The sequence below is a fragment of the Ferrovibrio sp. GW821-FHT12D07 genome, from assembly GCF_058807275.1.
Genome location: NZ_JBXAQN010000001.1, coordinates 223727 through 239031 on the forward strand (window position 1 = coordinate 223727; position 15305 = coordinate 239031).

The 15305-nt window shown below is 63.1% G+C and carries 16 protein-coding genes and 1 tRNA gene; 5 read left to right on the forward strand and 12 right to left on the reverse strand.

What is annotated here, in order from left to right; genetic code table 11:
- Positions 1–60 precede the first annotated feature (60 nt).
- Together dcd and AC1RRE_RS01140 are read right to left on the reverse strand one after the other, a co-directional pair.
- Positions 61–615, reverse strand: coding sequence for a dCTP deaminase (gene dcd / locus AC1RRE_RS01135; protein WP_492979207.1), 555 nt, complete (start codon positions 613–615; stop codon positions 61–63).
- A gap of 44 nt (positions 616–659) precedes the next feature.
- Complete coding sequence (locus AC1RRE_RS01140; protein WP_492979208.1) at positions 660–1436, reverse strand: CYTH domain-containing protein; 777 nt, start codon at positions 1434–1436, stop codon at positions 660–662.
- 246 nt (positions 1437–1682) lie between these two features.
- Here AC1RRE_RS01140 and AC1RRE_RS01145 point away from each other — a divergent pair.
- Positions 1683–1757: transfer RNA gene (locus tag AC1RRE_RS01145), tRNA-Thr, on the forward strand.
- Between the two features lie 88 nt (positions 1758–1845).
- Positions 1846–2397: a PAS domain-containing protein gene (locus AC1RRE_RS01150; protein ID WP_492979209.1), complete on the forward strand. Its 552-nt coding sequence runs from the start codon at positions 1846–1848 to the stop codon at positions 2395–2397.
- Between the two features lie 9 nt (positions 2398–2406).
- Here the strand turns inward: AC1RRE_RS01150 and AC1RRE_RS01155 are convergent, their stop codons facing one another.
- Positions 2407–2754 (reverse strand): hypothetical protein, encoded by a 348-nt coding sequence (locus tag AC1RRE_RS01155; protein ID WP_492979210.1) that lies wholly within the window; start codon positions 2752–2754, stop codon positions 2407–2409.
- Positions 2755–3031: 277 nt separating this feature from the next.
- On the opposite strand from AC1RRE_RS01155, the gene AC1RRE_RS01160 reads away from it, so the two are divergent.
- Both AC1RRE_RS01160 and AC1RRE_RS01165 read left to right on the forward strand, forming a co-directional pair.
- Complete coding sequence (locus AC1RRE_RS01160) at positions 3032–3295, forward strand: hypothetical protein (RefSeq protein ID WP_492979211.1); 264 nt, start codon at positions 3032–3034, stop codon at positions 3293–3295.
- 138 nt (positions 3296–3433) lie between these two features.
- Positions 3434–4873 carry a catalase gene (locus AC1RRE_RS01165; RefSeq protein WP_492981318.1) on the forward strand — a complete coding sequence of 480 codons (1440 nt, stop codon included), beginning with the start codon at positions 3434–3436 and terminating at the stop codon, positions 4871–4873.
- 60 nt (positions 4874–4933) lie between these two features.
- Here the strand turns inward: AC1RRE_RS01165 and AC1RRE_RS01170 are convergent, their stop codons facing one another.
- The 4 genes from AC1RRE_RS01170 to AC1RRE_RS01185 all read right to left on the reverse strand — a co-directional run bounded on the left by AC1RRE_RS01170 (position 4934) and on the right by AC1RRE_RS01185 (position 10271).
- Positions 4934–6217 carry a pentapeptide repeat-containing protein gene (locus AC1RRE_RS01170; RefSeq protein WP_492979212.1) on the reverse strand — a complete coding sequence of 428 codons (1284 nt, stop codon included), beginning with the start codon at positions 6215–6217 and terminating at the stop codon, positions 4934–4936.
- Positions 6218–6322: 105 nt separating this feature from the next.
- Positions 6323–7543 carry a pentapeptide repeat-containing protein gene (locus AC1RRE_RS01175; protein ID WP_492979213.1) on the reverse strand — a complete coding sequence of 407 codons (1221 nt, stop codon included), beginning with the start codon at positions 7541–7543 and terminating at the stop codon, positions 6323–6325.
- 110 nt (positions 7544–7653) lie between these two features.
- Positions 7654–8874 carry a pentapeptide repeat-containing protein gene (locus AC1RRE_RS01180; protein WP_492979214.1) on the reverse strand — a complete coding sequence of 407 codons (1221 nt, stop codon included), beginning with the start codon at positions 8872–8874 and terminating at the stop codon, positions 7654–7656.
- Positions 8875–9026: 152 nt separating this feature from the next.
- Positions 9027–10271 (reverse strand): pentapeptide repeat-containing protein, encoded by a 1245-nt coding sequence (locus AC1RRE_RS01185; RefSeq protein WP_492979215.1) that lies wholly within the window; start codon positions 10269–10271, stop codon positions 9027–9029.
- 159 nt (positions 10272–10430) lie between these two features.
- Between AC1RRE_RS01185 and AC1RRE_RS01190 the strand changes: the two genes are divergently transcribed.
- Positions 10431–11057 carry a PilZ domain-containing protein gene (locus AC1RRE_RS01190; protein WP_492979216.1) on the forward strand — a complete coding sequence of 209 codons (627 nt, stop codon included), beginning with the start codon at positions 10431–10433 and terminating at the stop codon, positions 11055–11057.
- A 46-nt stretch (positions 11058–11103) separates the two neighbouring features.
- Here AC1RRE_RS01190 and AC1RRE_RS01195 read toward each other — a convergent pair whose 3' ends face one another.
- From AC1RRE_RS01195 to AC1RRE_RS01215, 5 genes are all read right to left on the reverse strand, one after another.
- Positions 11104–11436, reverse strand: a complete 333-nt coding sequence (locus AC1RRE_RS01195) for a cupredoxin domain-containing protein (protein WP_492979217.1) — start codon at positions 11434–11436, stop codon at positions 11104–11106.
- Positions 11437–11450: 14 nt separating this feature from the next.
- On the reverse strand, positions 11451–11897 hold the full coding sequence (locus AC1RRE_RS01200; RefSeq protein WP_492979218.1) for a group I truncated hemoglobin: 447 nt from the start codon (positions 11895–11897) through the stop codon (positions 11451–11453).
- 25 nt (positions 11898–11922) lie between these two features.
- Positions 11923–12798: a DUF3034 family protein gene (locus tag AC1RRE_RS01205; protein WP_492979219.1), complete on the reverse strand. Its 876-nt coding sequence runs from the start codon at positions 12796–12798 to the stop codon at positions 11923–11925.
- A 223-nt stretch (positions 12799–13021) separates the two neighbouring features.
- A complete protein-coding gene (locus AC1RRE_RS01210) occupies positions 13022–14233 on the reverse strand; it encodes an ABC transporter substrate-binding protein (RefSeq protein WP_492979220.1) in 1212 nt (403 codons plus the stop codon).
- Positions 14234–14376: 143 nt separating this feature from the next.
- Positions 14377–15252: a LysR family transcriptional regulator gene (locus AC1RRE_RS01215; protein WP_492979221.1), complete on the reverse strand. Its 876-nt coding sequence runs from the start codon at positions 15250–15252 to the stop codon at positions 14377–14379.
- Positions 15253–15305 lie beyond the last annotated feature (53 nt).

Consider the following 15305-nt stretch of genomic DNA (forward strand, 5'->3'; position numbering starts at 1 on the left):
AGATCGGAAGCGCACGGAGGGGACGAAGCCCGAAGCCACTCCACAGCCGCGCCGTCATGATCAGAGCTTCGGCAGCGTGACCCCGCGCTGGCCCATGTATTTGCCGGCGCGGTCGGCGTAACTCGTCTCGCAGGGCTGGTCGCCCTTGAGGAACAGGAACTGGCAGGCGCCCTCGTTGGCGTAAATCTTCGCGGGCAGCGGCGTGGTGTTGGAGAATTCCAGCGTCACATGGCCTTCCCATTCGGGTTCCAGCGGCGTGACGTTGACGATGATGCCGCAGCGCGCATAGGTGCTTTTGCCCAGGCAGATCACCAGCACGTCGCGCGGGATGCGGAAATATTCCACGGTGCGCGCCAGCGCGAAGGAATTCGGCGGAATGACGCAAACATCGGTTTCGAAATCGACAAAGGAATTCGGCGAGAATTCCTTCGGATCGACGACCGCGCTGTTCACGTTGGTGAAGATCTTGAACTCGCGCGCCACGCGCGCGTCATAGCCATAGGACGACAGCCCGTAGGAGATGGTGCCTTCGCGCTTCTGCGCTTCCACGAAGGGCTCGATCATGCCTTTGGTCTTCGCCTGTTCGCGAATCCAGATATCGGACATGACGCTCATCGGATAATCCCCTCAGGCAGGGCCGGAATAGGCCTGTTCCGGGCTTACTGGGCCGGGTCTTCCCGGTCAAGACCCGCGCCGGATTCGACCGCCGCGAGGGCGGCGTCGCGGCCACGATCCTGCTGCTTGCGGCGGGCCAGATTGGCGCGCAGTTCGCGCTCCAGCCGGGTCTGGCGCAGGCGCCGTTCGGCCTCGCGACCGGCATGCCGCGCGCCATGCGTGATGGCAGCCGAGGACGGAAGCTGCGTCGTCGCGCCGACCGTGCCGAGCAGCCGGCGCGCCATCTGCTGCAGCTCGTCGGGCATCGGGCCATCCTCGCCGCTGCCAGCATTGGCGAGCGCGGCATTGCGATAGCGTGGATCGGATGTCACTTCCTCGCCCAGCCAGTCGGGCAGGCTGATGGGGTAATCGGCGGATGGCAGTTCAATCTCAGCCAGCCACAGGCCGGCATGGCGGCCGAGAAAACGGTCGATCTCCCAAGCGAGCGCCGGCATGCCCTCCAGCGGGCGGCAATAGCGCACCTTCTCGATCTTGCGATCGGCCGGCAGCAGGCCGAGCAGGCGGTCGGCCAGATCGGGCGCCACCGGGCTTTCGACTTCCCAGCGCGTGGCGTTCTTGTCGCGGCTTTTCAGCGTCAGCCAGGCCTGATCGCCGGTCTGGGTCCTGGCCAGGCGCAGGCGCACCGACCAGCCATCGATATCGCGGAAATAGCCCTGCAGCAGCGTCAGGCCAGTGAGGCCGGCAACCACCCTGTCGGGCTGGCACAGCAGGAATTTCCGCTCGATTTCGGTCCCGATCGTGGGTGTATCCGCGCCGATCATGGGGTGGCTCCGCTCTGGGGGCTCCAGCGATAGCCAACCGCCCCCCTGGCCGTCAAGTGAAGGCAGCAGAAACCCTCTCGGCACCAGCGAAAAAGCGCTGAATCCGGGCGTTTACAAAAGCATGCATGTCCGGCTTGCGCCGGCCCGCCGGCTGTGGCAGTTTCCGCGCCCGACGCCGGCCGGACCGTCAGGTCCAAGCGCCGGCTTGTTGTTTTCGGCCTGCGTCTTGATCGGGCGGAAAACCGGGCTGCTGTAGCTCAGTGGTAGAGCACCTCATTGGTAATGAGGAGGTCGACAGTTCAATCCTGTCCAGCAGCACCATCTCCAGCCCCATACGACCTGATCCCATCCCGGTGATCCCCGTTTTCCGGGTTATCCTTCTGCGGCCATCTTGTCATAGACTGGCGGCATGCCACCCGTTTTCGCCGACGAACCCGCCCTGACCGAGGTGTCCGGATACTGGACCCGGCAACGGCGCGGGCAGCGGATGCCGGCGCGCGCAGATATCGATCCGCTGCATCTGTCGGCGGCGATCTGGCCCAACCTGCTGCTGGCAGAACCGGTGCCAGGCAGCAGTGCGATGCGCTACCGCCTGGTCGGATCGGCCCATGTCGAACGCTATGCCTTCGACTTCACCGGCAAGACGACGGCGGAAATCATGCAGGGCAGTTATCGTGATTACATGGAGCAGATTTACGGCACCACGCTGCGCGAGGCGCTGCCGGTCTATTCCGAAAGCGTGTTCCGCTGGGATGCGCAGGGCTTTGCAATGACGCGGCGATTGATGCTGCCGCTCAGCAACGGCAATCCGGATCAGGCGGCCGTCGTGCTGACCGTGCAGGTCTGGCCGACCGCGATGCCGCTGCAGCCACGCTCGATTGCCGAGCTCAGCCGCAGCGGTGGATTCAAGGACGGCATTTTCACGTCGCTGGATTGCGACAGCTTCACGCCGCTGGAATGACTGCGTCCGTTACGGGGCGGGATCGCTCCACTGATAGCTGCTGATCACGCGCAGCGGCGTCGTGCCGGTGTTGGTGACCGTGACATAGCTGCCGCCACTGCGCGAACGACCAAGGCGGTCATAGACTTCAGCCGCGCCATTCGCCGCCACATCGATGCTGCGGCCATCGGTCAGCTGCAGGCGACCCGCAGCCGCGCCGCGATTGGTGATCTTGAGCGTGGTGTAGTTGTAGCGGTCGCCGACATCGACCTGCGCAGTCGCGCCCGGCGCAATGTCAAAGCTGCCGGCCTGTGCGGTGCCGGCGAGAATGGTGAGGGCCAAAGCAGCGGCGGCCAGTGAAGAAAGACGGTTGCTCATGATAGTGCTCCTTACCGTCGATCTGTTTTGCGATGCAGCACCATGGGAGAGACGGGCGAGGATGCATCGTAGACGGTGAAAATAAAATGGCGCTTTTGCGCCGAAGGCCAAGCGGCGATGTGATGAAATGCGCCACTTTGCAGCGATCATCACACTGCACCATTCACGCGCCCATAGAAATTATTGTTGTTTCATAATCTGTTAGCCATTTTCACGGAACTGTCTTACCCTTGATGCCATCGCGGCAAGAGGCGACATCGTCGCCAGGGGGAAGAGCATGGGCCAGCGGTATCCGTTCGCGAACTACAACATCGAAGGCAAGGTGGTCACCCTGATCATGGTGGCCGAGGCCGGCATTGCGACCACTGAAACCGCGCAGCGGTCGATGGCCGCCTTCAAGTCGCGCCTGAAGAAAGAGGACATCGTGCTGGTGAGCAAAGGCGTCAGCCTCGCGCCCACCTATATCGGCGCACGGTCCTTTGTCGAACGCCTGAAAGACATCCCGCTGCACAGCATTCCTTGGGGTCAGGTCGAGATGTGAACCGGCTATGATCGATCAGGTCGATCATAGTAGTAAAAACAATCAATTTCCCCGATCCATCCTGACTGGCTAGCCTCTTCTCACGGGCATCACGACCCGATTGAGGAGCCAGCCCTGACCAAGACCACCCCCCAGACCCTGACGACAAGTACAGGCGCACCCGTCGCCGACAACCAGAATTCGCTGAGCGCCGGTCCGCGCGGTCCGCTGCTGTTGCAGGACGTGCATCTGATCGAGAAGTTGGCGGCCTTCAACCGCGAGCGCATCCCCGAGCGCGTGGTGCATGCCAAAGGCTCGGGCGCTTATGGCACGCTTACCGTTATCAGGGACATCACCAGATACACGAAAGCCGCGCTGTTCAGGCCGGGCAGCAAAACCGATCTGCTGCTGCGCTTCTCGACCGTCGCCGGCGAACGCGGCGCAGCCGATGCCGAACGCGACGTGCGCGGCTTTGCGCTGAAGTTCTATACGGGCGAAGGCAACTTCGACCTGGTCGGCAACAACACGCCGGTCTTCTTCGTGCGCGACCCGCTGAAATTCCCTGACTTCATCCATACGCAGAAGCGCGATCCGCGCACCAACCTGCGCAATCCCACCGCCATGTGGGACTTCTGGTCGTTGAGCCCGGAAAGCCTGCACCAGGTGACGTATCTGTTCGGCGACCGCGGCCTGCCGCTGAGCTATCGCCATGTAAACGGCTATGGCAGCCATACGCTGAGCTTCATCAACGATGCCAATGAGCGCTTCTGGGTCAAGTTCCACTTCCACAGCCACCAGGGCGTGAAGAGCATGTCCGCTACCGAGTCCGAGAAGATCATCGGCGTCGACCGCGAAAGCGCGCAGGCCGATCTGTATGACGCGATCGAACGTGGAGAATACCCACGATGGACGATGTCGGTGCAGGTGATGCCGGAACTGGATGTGGAGCAGACGGCGTATAATCCCTTCGACCTGACCAAGGTGTGGCCGCATGCCGACTACCCGCTGATCGAGGTGGGCATCGTGGAGCTGAACCGGAATCCGGATAACTACTTCGCCGAGATCGAGCAGGCGGCGTTTGCGCCGGGCAATCTGGTGCCAGGCATCAGCGCCTCGCCCGACAAGATGCTGCAGGCGCGGCTGTTCGCCTATGCCGATGCGCATCGCTACCGGTTGGGCGCCAACCACGGCCAGATTCCGGTGAACCAGCCGAAATGCCCGTATCACAACTACCAGCGTGACGGGCAGATGCGGGTGGATGGCAATGGCGGCTCACGACCGAACTATGAGCCGAACAGCTTCAGCGGACCGGTGCAGTCGGCCCATGCGGCCGAACCGCCACTGAAAATCAGCGGCGATGCGGATCGCTACAGCCATCGCGATGGCAACGACGATTACGGCCAGGCCGGCCAGCTGTTCCGCCTGATGGATACCGCTCAGCAGGCCCGCCTGATGGATGCCATCGCCGGGGCCATGCGCCCGGTGCCGGAATTCATCCAGCGTCGCCAGATCGCACATTTCGCCAAGGCCGATCCGGCCTATGGCGCGGGCGTGGCGCAGCGCCTGGGTTTGCGTGAAGACAAGGCCGCCGCGGAGTAAGCCCCCCCCTCCTCCACGGAAGCCAAAGCCGGCGCGGGAAACTGCGCCGGCTTTTTCTGTTCAGACGTCGGACTTGAACTGATCGGGCGATTTCTTCAGCGAGACCGTGAGCATCGGCTCGGGCTCGGGGACATTCAGGCAGTCAACCAGTGTGGCGACGGTCAGGTCCAGGCCGGCGCACAGCGCCCTGGCGAAATCCACGCCCTCGATCCGCGCGCGGCGCAGATCGGCAGCCTGCAGTTTCGCACCGGCGAACTGGGGCGCGAACATGCGGCCGGTGGGACGTCCATCGGCGCCGGTCAGTTCCGCCGGCAGCAGGCGCGCTCCGCAGAAACTGGCGGCAGCAAGATCAGCACCGGCAAAGATGGTGCCGCCGCAGATCGCGCCATCGAAATTGGCGCGGCGCAGGTCGCTGGTGGTAAAATTGGTGAAGGCAAGCTGGCACCCGGTGAAGAATGCGCCGGCCAGATTGGCACTGGAGAAATCGGCGGCGCGCAGGTCGCAGCCGGAAAAATCCGCCTTGGGCAGTTTGCGGCCACCGAACAGGGCGCGCGTGCCTTCGCTGCCGCCGGTGGCGATCCAGCGCGAATGCGCCGCCAGAATGGCTTCGATCTCGCCGGCCAGCGCCAGATTGGCATTCCGCATGGCGGCGCCGGTCAGGTTCGCACCGGCGACATTGACAGCCGTGAGATCGACATTGCGCAGATTGGCGCCGCGCAGATCGGCACCCTGCAGCTTGGCGCCATTCAGTTTGGCGCCCAGCAGGTTGCATTCCTTCATTTTGGCTTCGGTGAAATCCGCGCCGCTGAGATCGGCTCCGGCGAGATTGACGCCGTAGAGATTGGCCTGGGCGAAACTGCTGCCGCGCGCCGAAGCCACTGCCATGTCGGCACCCTCGAGCTGCGACAGCGACAGATCGGCGCCATCGAGATCGGCGCCGCGCAGCGTGGTGACCTGCTTGCGCGTGCCGCTCTCCTGGTCGTCGATCATCATCTGGCCCGGCCGCATGTCGGCCTGGCGCAGCGAAGCGCCGCACAGTTTGGCGGTGTTGAAATTGGCGCCGCGCAGATCGGCGCGATCGAGCTGCGCGTTGCTCAACTCGGCGACGGCGAAATCGGCGGCAAACAGGTCGGCACGACGGAAGGAGGCCTTGGCCAGGCCCGCGCCGATGAAGCGGCAACCGGCCAGAACGGCATCGTCGAGCGGCGCGCCATCCAGCACGAGCCAGGAGAAATCCCGGTCGCGCCGCACCAGACGCTCGCCGCCGCTGCGCCGCGCCATGTAGGCGGCATGCCGGGAGATCGCATGAATCAGATCGGGAGGTGGAAGATGGCGGTCGGGCATCGTGGCCTTCTGTCAGCGATGGACTGACACTGTAGCCCGCCACCTGACGACCGCCAACGGAATTGCACTACGCCTTTCGGTCAGGCGTTCGTATACGGAAAGTGTTTACGCCGCACCGCTGAGGCCGACGCAGTGACGCAGATCGGCGCCGGCGAAATTGGCGCGCGCGAGCTTGGCGCGGCTCAGGTCGACATGATCCAGCACCGCGCCGCGCAGGTCGGCACCAGTCAGGTCGGCATCGATCAGGATCGGATAGAGCGTGCGACCGGTGGCCTGGTGGCTGGCGCTGAACAGCGGCGCGCCGACCAGCTTGGCACCGCGGAACGTGGCCTCGGCCAGCTGCGCGCTGGTGAAATTGACGCCGCCCAGATCGGACTGGTCGAAATTGGCCTTGTTGAGTTCCGCGCCAAGGAAACTGGCGAACAGAAGCTGGGCCGAGCTGAAATCGGCGCCGCGCAGATCGCAGCCATGCATCTCCGCGCCACGCAGATCACAGCTGGAGAAATCGGAGCCGGCCAGCTTCTTGCCGTTGAAGATGGCGCGCGCACCTTCCGCACCGCCAGTGGCAATCCAGCGGCTATGGGCATGCAGGATGACTTCGATTTCAGTCGGCAGGCTGGCGGTCTTGCGGTAGACCGAATTGGACAGGTCGACGCCCTTCAGGTTCACCTTGCTGAGATCGACATTACGCAGGTTGGCGCCGCGCAGATCGGCACCCTGCAGCAGCGCGCCATCCATCCGTGCGCCGATCAGGTTGACGTCGCGCAGGCGCGCGGCCGTCATGTTGGCGCCCGAGAGGTCGGCGCCGGCCAGGTTCACTGCGAACATGCTGGCATTGGAGAAATTCGCGCCGGTCGCCGAGGAGACCGAGAGGTTGGCTTCATCGAGCTGGGCCGAGCGCAGGTCGGCGCCATCCAGCTTGGCCTCGGTCAGATTGGCGTTCTGGGTCTTGGACTCACCGCCATCGATGATGATCTGGCCCGGCCGCAGATCGGCCTGGTTCAGCGAGGCGCCGCGCAGCACCGTCTTCATCATGTTGGCGCCGCGCAGGTCGCTGCGATCCAGGATCGCACCCGACAGGTCGGCGCGCATGAAATCGGCCGCAAAGAGATCGGCGCGGCGCAGTTCGGACTTCACCAGCGAGCCGCCGGTGAACAGGCAGCGCGCCAGCACGGCGTCGTTCAGCTTGGCGTTATCCAGACGCAGGAAGGAAAAATCCTCGCCGCGACGCTGCAGGCGCTCGCCTTCGCCCCGTCCGCCAGCCCAGGCCGCATGCCGCGACAGGGCGACGGTGATCGCTTGCGGAGGAAATCGGAGTTCGCTCATGCCTCAGGTCTCACGGAATACGGGAAGCCCGGGCAGATAGGACGCCAACGGAGCTCTACAGCTAGAGTAAATCAGGCTCTTATTCGCCCGCCAAGCGTATTTCCCGCAGGTTAGCGGTTATTAATTCCGACGCACTGGCGAAGCTCAGTGCCCTGCATGTTGGCACCGGTCATATTGGCACCGGTGAAATCGATGCCCTCGAAGGTGGCGCCGCGCAGGTCGGCACCGGTCAGGTCGGCCTGCTCGAACCGGGGGTAGACCACCTTGCCGGTGCGCTGGTTGCGGGCATTGAAGATATCGACGCCGACCACGCGCGCGCCGCGCCAGCGGCTGCCGCCCATGCCGGCCTTGGTGAAATTGGTTCCACTAAGGTCCGCCAGGTCAAAGGTCGCCTTGGTCAGATTGGCATCGGTGAAGCTGGCGAACATCATCTGGGCGTTGGAAAAATCTGCGCCTTCCAGCGAAGCATTATGCAGTTCGGCGCCGCGCAGGTCGCAGCCCGAGAAATTACAGCCGTCCATCTTCAGGCCGCTGAGCACGGCGCGCTGGCCCTCGGCGCCGTTGGTGGCGATCCACAGGCTGTGCGCCTTCAGGATTTCCTCGATCTCCTCGGGCAGCTGGTCGCCCTTGCGATAGATCGCGCCCTGCAGCGACACGCCATCAAGATCGACCTTGCTCATGTCGACATTGCGCAGGTTGGCGCCGCGCAGGTCCACGCCCTTAAGCTTGGCACCCTGCAGGTTGGCGCCGATCAGGTTGGCGTCTTTCAGCTTCGCGCCCGACATGTTGGCGCCCGAAAGGTCGGCGCCGGCCAGGTTCACCGCGAACATGCTGGCATTGGAGAAATTCGTGCCCGAGGCCGAGGAGACAGCCATATTGGCTTCATCAAGCTGGGCATTCTTGAAATCGGCGCCGTCGAGCTTGGCGCCGTCGAGATTGGCGTTGACGTTTTTGCTCTCGCTGGTCTCGGCGATCATGATCTGGCCCGGTCGCAGATCGACCTGGCTGAGCGAGGCATGACGCAGGATGGCGCGACCCATATTGGCGCCGCGCAGATCGGCGCGATCGAGCACCACGCGGGTCATGTCGGCATTCTGGAAATCGGCGCAGAAGAGATCGGCACGGCGCAGATGGGCACCCGACAACGAGGCGTTGCCGAAACCGGCGCGGGACAGAATGGCATCGTCCAGCTTCACGCCGTCGAGCCGCATATTCTCATAATGGCCGCCCGCCTGCTGCAGGCGCGAACCACCCGGACGGCCGGCCAGGAAGGCGGCGTGACGGGAGAGGACGACCTGGACCTCGTGGGTCGGAAGAATACGGTCTGCCATGGTTCAACCAGCATCTGCGGCTATCCGCGAACGGGATAGTTACTAAACGCTAATATGGGGCAGTTTTCCGCGCAACCGTTAAGTGTAATTCTTACCAATTCTCACCGGTAGAATTGACAAAAAAGCGAGTTTCCAAGGAAAATTGTGGCAACTCAAACGCGTTTGGTGACATGCATGCCGGTGCACTGCCGCAGATTGGTGCCGGCGATGTTGACCTTGTCGAACGTCGTGCTGGCGAAATCCACGCCTTCGATCACGGCACCGCGCAGGTCGGCACCGCTGAGGTCGGCATTGTCGAAACGCGGGAAGATGGTCTTGCCGGTGCGCTGGTTCAGGGCGTTGTAAATCTCCACGCCCACCAGTTGTGCGCCGCGGAAGGTAGCACCCATCAGCAGGCCGCCGGACATGTTGGATCCACCCATGCTGGCCTGGTCGAAATTGGCCTTGCGCAGATCGGCGCCGACGAAGCTGGCGAACAAAAGCTGGCTCTTGGTGAAATGCGCGCCGGCCAGGTTAGTCTCGTGGAAGACCGCGGCGCGCAGGTCGCAGCTGGAGAAATCGAGGCCGGGCAGCTTCATGTTGGAAAACACCGCGCGCTCGCCCGACAGGCCGTTGGAGGCGATCCACTTGCCATGGCTGGCCAGCTTTTCCTCGATTTCGGTCGGCAGCTTGGCGCCACGATAGATCGCGCCCTGCATCATGGCGCCGCTCAGGTCGGTGTTGCTCAGATCCACGCTGCGCAGGTTGGCACCGCGCAGATCGCAGTTGGCCAGCTTGGCGCCATCAAGATTGGCGCCGACGAAATTGGTGTCCTTCAGCTTGGCGCCGGAGAAATCCGCGCCCGAAAGATCGGCCCCGGTGAGATTGGCCGAAAACAGCGAGGCCCCGGCAAAGGTGGCATTCACCGCATGGGCATTGGACAGGTTGGCCTGATCCATATGGGCATGGCCCAGATTGGCCTCTTCCAGATTGGCGCCCGACATGTTGACCGGCACGTCCTGCCTCTTTTCCTTCTGCCCACCGCTTTCATCGGCAACATGCTGCACGATCTGGCCCGGACGCAGGTCGGCCTGACGGAAGGAGGTCTGCTTCAGCGTCGCCATCAGGAAGTTCGTGCCGCGCAGGTCGGCGCGGTCGAACTGTGTTTTGGTCAGATTACTACGGGTGAAATCGACGCCGAACAGGTCGGCCCGCAGGAACGTCGACCCGATCAGGGAAGAGCCGGCAAAGCTGCAGCCGGGCAGGATGGCATCATCCAGGGTGGCGCCGTCCAGGCGCAGATCGGCAAAATCCCCACCGCGCTGCTGCAGGCGTGTCCCGCCCGGGCGGCTGTTGAGATAGGCGTTATGGCGCGACAAGGCCCAGAGAACGGGCTCCGGCGGGATTCGCGCGGACATGGCGATGCTTTTTGAATCGATTGATGAAACAGACACTGGACACTGTAATGAAAAGCCATTGCAGTCGCCATGGCTTTGTCATAGCCCCCAAGCCTTATTGGCCCCTTCCCAAGAATCGGGCCGTATGGTTAGTGTTGTCGTGTTCAGCAGGGGAATACTATGGCGTTGTCCAAAGGCAAGTCCGGCAAGCCGGCCAAGAAGGCCGCAGCCTCCAATCGCCGTCGCTTCGATCGCCGCGATACCAGCATCACCGCAGAGCTTGAGCATGACGGGAAAGTGATTCCCGGCACGGTGACCAACCTGTCGCTGGCCGGCTGCCTCTTCGCGCCCAGGATCGACATCGCCCTTGGCGCCCGCGTGAAGCTGAAACTGTCCGGCGAGACTCCGGTGGCTGCCACCGTGAAGGCGATCAGCGACCAGGGCGTGCACTGCCTGCTGCATGCCGGCGGCGTCACCTTGGGCCGGCTCTCGGCCGACCTGGATGACATGGCGCTGCTGATGCTGAATGCCGGCCGGCCCCATGAGATCGTGCCGCCGGCCCTGCAGCCGACCACCTTGAAGACGGTTGCGGCGAAGCCGGCGACAAAGAAGAAAGCCGCGAAAAAGAAAACGGCCAAGAGGGCTGGCGCGGCGAAAAAACCGGCCGCCAAGAAAAAGACTGCGAAGACAGTCGTGAAGAAAAAGGTTGCGAAGAAGCCGCCGACGAAAAAGAAGGCCGTGAAGAAAGCCGCCGTCAGGAAGCCGGCACCGAAAAAGAAGGCAGCGGCCCGCAAGCGCGGCCGCTGACCCCGGTCAACATTTCTGTCGGCATTTCTGAGCGACGGCGATCTTTCTATTTCGCTTCGATCGCCATGACCATCTTCGGATGGATCAGGCAGTTGACCTGATAGGTGCCGGCCTCAGCCAGCGTCAGGGCGTAATCCTTCCCGGGCGGCTGCAGGCTGCTTTGCTCTCTTTTTCCGCTGGGCATCGTTACTGCGATATTGTGTGAAATGGCGTCGTCGTTGTGAAACACGACCGATGTGCCGACGCGCGCCTCGATCTGGGCCGGACTGAATGCCCGGCCCTTCTGCGAGATGCTGATGCTGTCGGCCGCCATCGAGGCCAGGCTGCCGGCACCGATGCCGAGCATGGCCGCGGCGGCAAGAAGATACCGCATGCGCATGGCAGTTCTTCTCCTTACTTGGTGACGACGTCGCGCTGCATCGGCGCCAGCAGCGCGATCAGGCGGTTCTGCGTGAAGAACGGCACTTTGGCGCGATCCATAGCGATCTGCAGGTCTTCGGCCAGCGCGTTGAAATCCGCATTGCGGATATTCAGGCCGGCATGGACGGACTTCATGTCAGCGCCGGAATACTTCACCGGGCCGCCGGCCAGCGAGATGAACTGCTCGGCCAGCAGCATCTTCAGGCGTGGAATATTGGTTTCCTTGAAGAACTCCTTGATACGCGCATCCTGCAGCAGAATATCGACGAAATCGTTGGTGAAGGCCTCGATCCTCTCCTTGCCGCCGAGATCACGGTAGAGGCTGTCGTTGGTCTGGGCTGCGACCGGCATGCCCAGCATGGCCACCAGCAGGGCAACGGCGGCCGAGGTCGAGAAAATCTTGTCAGTGAACGTCATCATGGTGTGTCTCCTGGAAAACGGGGGATCAGAAACTGACCTGCATGGACAGATAGGCGCCGGTCTGGTCATGCGTGGGAGTCACGCCCGGCACGCCGGCGATGTTGCCCAGATTGACGAAGGCCAGCGTGGCCGAGACATTCTTGTTGATGAAATACGAGGCGAAGACATCCCAGGCGTCGTCTTCCTTGGCGACGTTGAGGTTGTCGGGCTTCATGCGGTATTCCGCACCGACGGCAAAGCGCTTGGACAGCAGCACGGCGGCCGATCCCTCGAATTGCGCCTTGTAGTCGTCATTCTTGTCGCCACCGAAGCCGAGCAGGCCGAACTGGTTGGCCTTGGTCATGCGCACGGTGCCGTTTAGCAGCAGGCTCTGCGCTAGCAACAGCTTGGTGGCGCTGGCATAGTAATCGATGCCTTCGTCGTCCTTGGCGCCGAGCGCGCGCAGGGTGCGGCCATCATCGTTTTTCTTATACTGCGCGCCGACCGCGACCTGCGGCAGGAAGCTGTCCTGATCGTAAACCGCGTCGCCAAACAGCTTCACCTTTACGCCGATGATGTCCTGCTCAAAGGTGAAGTCCTGCCCCAGGCCGAGCGTCGCACCGACATCCTCGGTGGAGAAGAACTGCTTGGCATAGGACAGCTCGACGCGGTCATAGAGGCCGACCGCCACGCCGGGCGTCTGCAGGGTGAAATCGCGCAGCGGCACATAGGTGTAATGGCCGGTGAAGCCGACGCTGTCGCGCGTGCCGTAGCCGGTGATCAGCGCCCAGGGCGTGAGGCCGCCACCACCGGCGCCCTCCACCTGGCTGACGCCGCCGGTAGCCAGCAGCTTGCCGTCATCGGCATGCGCGACGGATGGATTGAGAGCGAGAGCCGGCAGCAGGAAAGCTGCGGCAGACATGAGTATACGAAACGATGTCATCGTTAGGGCTCCAGGTGCGATGGGGCCAATCCCCCGGTATGCATCGCTACCTACGCGGAGCCCGCCGCGCCGGACGTCGCCGATCACCGGCAGTTTACTGGTTCGTGTGGTGCGCCCCTGGATCGCGTGACGAACATCACAAATGAAAACGGGCGGGTGAAAACACCCGCCCGTCTTTACCCGCAGCGATAGCGGGCGCGCGTTACATCTTGCAGCCGCTCTCTTCGACCTTGAAGAAAGCCTGCTCGCCCGGAATGGTCGCCAGCTTCTTGTAATAATCGAAGGGCTTCTTGCTCTCGGACGGCTTCTTCACCTCGAACAGATACATGTCATGGATCATGCGGCCGTTCGACAGCACCTTGCCGCCCTGGCCGAAGAAGTCGTCGACCGGCAGTTCCTTCATCTTCTTGGCGACGGCCGCGGCATCCTTGGTATTGGCCGCCTTCACCGCCTTCAGGTAAGACAGCGTGGCCGAATAGGTGCCGGCCTGGATCATGTTGGGCATGCGACCGGTGCGCTTCATGAAACGCTCGCCGAATTCGCGCGACTTGTCGTCATTGTCCCAATAGTAACCTTCCGTGATCACCAGGCCCTGGCCGACCTGCAGGCCGAGGCCATGCACTTCCGCCAGCGTGGTGAGCAGGCCGGCGAGCTTCTGGCCGCCGGCAGCGATGCCGAATTCGGCCGCCTGCTTGATCGAGTTGATGGTGTCGCCACCGGCATTGGCCAGACCGACAACCTTGGCCTTTGAGGTCTGCGCCTGCAGCAGGAAGGAAGCGAAGTCGGTGGCGTTCAGCGGATGCTTCACCGCGCCGAGCACCTTGCCGCCGGACGCCGTGACGATCTTGGCGGTATCTTCCTCAAGCTGGTAGCCGAAGGCATAGTCGGCGGTGAGGAAGAACCAGCTGTCGCCGCCCGCCTTGGTCAGTGCGCCGCCGGTGCCCACAGCCAATGCGCGTGTGTCATAGGCCCAGTGGAAGCCGGTGCTGTGGCAGGCATCGCCGGTGATGCGCGAGGTGGCCGCACCAACCACGATGTCGATCTTGCCCTTGGCCTTGGACAGTTCATGCACTGCCAGCGCCACCGAAGAGGTGGTAAGTTCGGTGATCATGTCGACATTGTCGGTGTCATACCACTGGCGCGCGATGGAGGAGCCGAGATCGGGCTTGTTCTGGTGATCGGCCGAGATCAGGTCGATCTTGTGGCCTAGCACGCTACCGCCGAAATCCTCAATGGCCATGCGGGCCGCCTCGACCGACCACTTGCCGCCGTAATCGGCATAGACGCCCGACTGGTCATTGAGCACGCCGATCTTCACGCCCGGGGTAGAGTTTGACTGGGCGGAAGCCGGGGTAGCAACGGCCAGCGAAACGGCAAGCGCCGCAGCCAGGCCGGCAGGAATGGCATGGTTCATCACGGGTAATCCTCCAGGGTTTTTGTTGTTTTATCGGCCGTCATCGTCCTGCGATTCCGCAGGCCGGGCAACGGCGTTGCAGCCCTTTGTAACGCCGTTTTTATAGGTTCGTTCAATTGGTTCCGCTGCTGCAATGCAGCGTATCAGCCGAGCAGAGCGGCCAGCACGGGCACCGAGGGGTTACCGGTGCCACGGCGCCAGGCCAGATACAGTTCGGCGATGCGGTTCGGGTTGATGGCGAGGGGACGCAATACCACGCCGCGAAAGCGCAGATTGCCGGCCGCCTGCGGCACCAGGGCGAGTCCCAGCCCCGCCTTCACCAGACCAAGGATCGAATGGATCTGGCCAATATGCTGGACATAAGACGGCGCGACGCGGGCTTCCGCGAAAATCGCCGCCAGCAGATCGTAGAAATACCGCGCCTCGTACGGCGAATAGGTGATCATCGGCTGGCCGTCGAGGTCGGCGAGCGAGACCGCATCGGCCTTGGCCAGCGCATGACCGGCCGGCACGGCCAGCAGCAGCGGCTCGCGCACCACGCATGTCGATTCCAGGTCGACGCGGCTGAAGGGCGGCCGGATCAATCCGATGTCGATGCGCCCGGTGGCCAGCGCCTCGAGCTGATCGGCCGAAACCATCTCACGCAGGATGATGTCGATATCGGGCGCAGCATTGCGGAAGGTGGCCAGCAGTTTGGGCAGGAAATCGTAGCCCGAGGCAGCCGTGAAGCCGATGGTGACCTGGCCGGCCTCGCCACGCGCCACGCGCTTGGCCGACAGCGCCGCCGCCTCGGCCAGACGCAGCAGCCGCCGCGCTTCAGGGAGAAAACCGGCGCCGGCCGGGGTGAGCACGACCGAGCGGCTGGTGCGTTCAAACAGACGCACCTCAAGCGCATGTTCCAGCAGCTGTATCTGCCGGCTGAGCGGCGGCTGGGTCATGTTGAGACGACGGGCGGCGCGACCGAAATGCAGGTCTTCGGCCACCGCGACGAAGCATCTGAGCTGTCCGAGTTCGAACATCAATCCAAAAAAGGTATTGATCTATCCTGAAATTAACTTAGTGCAGCATGGAT

Bases quoted from the DNA above. Each gene is read 5' to 3' on its own strand.
- AC1RRE_RS01185 (WP_492979215.1), bottom strand. From the start codon at position 10,271: ATGTCCGCGCGAATCCCGCCGGAGCCCGTTCTCTGGGCCTTGTCGCGC.
- AC1RRE_RS01180 (WP_492979214.1), bottom strand. From the start codon at position 8,874: ATGGCAGACCGTATTCTTCCGACCCACGAGGTCCAGGTCGTCCTCTCC.
- dcd (WP_492979207.1), bottom strand. From the start codon at position 615: ATGAGCGTCATGTCCGATATCTGGATTCGCGAACAGGCGAAGACCAAA.
- AC1RRE_RS01190 (WP_492979216.1), top strand. From the start codon at position 10,431: ATGGCGTTGTCCAAAGGCAAGTCCGGCAAGCCGGCCAAGAAGGCCGCA.
- AC1RRE_RS01210 (WP_492979220.1), bottom strand. From the start codon at position 14,233: ATGAACCATGCCATTCCTGCCGGCCTGGCTGCGGCGCTTGCCGTTTCG.
- AC1RRE_RS01170 (WP_492979212.1), bottom strand. From the start codon at position 6,217: ATGCCCGACCGCCATCTTCCACCTCCCGATCTGATTCATGCGATCTCC.
- AC1RRE_RS01150 (WP_492979209.1), top strand. From the start codon at position 1,846: ATGCCACCCGTTTTCGCCGACGAACCCGCCCTGACCGAGGTGTCCGGA.
- AC1RRE_RS01200 (WP_492979218.1), bottom strand. From the start codon at position 11,897: ATGATGACGTTCACTGACAAGATTTTCTCGACCTCGGCCGCCGTTGCC.
- AC1RRE_RS01160 (WP_492979211.1), top strand. From the start codon at position 3,032: ATGGGCCAGCGGTATCCGTTCGCGAACTACAACATCGAAGGCAAGGTG.
- AC1RRE_RS01140 (WP_492979208.1), bottom strand. From the start codon at position 1,436: ATGATCGGCGCGGATACACCCACGATCGGGACCGAAATCGAGCGGAAA.
- AC1RRE_RS01175 (WP_492979213.1), bottom strand. From the start codon at position 7,543: ATGAGCGAACTCCGATTTCCTCCGCAAGCGATCACCGTCGCCCTGTCG.
- AC1RRE_RS01215 (WP_492979221.1), bottom strand. From the start codon at position 15,252: ATGTTCGAACTCGGACAGCTCAGATGCTTCGTCGCGGTGGCCGAAGAC.
- AC1RRE_RS01155 (WP_492979210.1), bottom strand. From the start codon at position 2,754: ATGAGCAACCGTCTTTCTTCACTGGCCGCCGCTGCTTTGGCCCTCACC.
- AC1RRE_RS01195 (WP_492979217.1), bottom strand. From the start codon at position 11,436: ATGCGCATGCGGTATCTTCTTGCCGCCGCGGCCATGCTCGGCATCGGT.
- AC1RRE_RS01205 (WP_492979219.1), bottom strand. From the start codon at position 12,798: ATGTCTGCCGCAGCTTTCCTGCTGCCGGCTCTCGCTCTCAATCCATCC.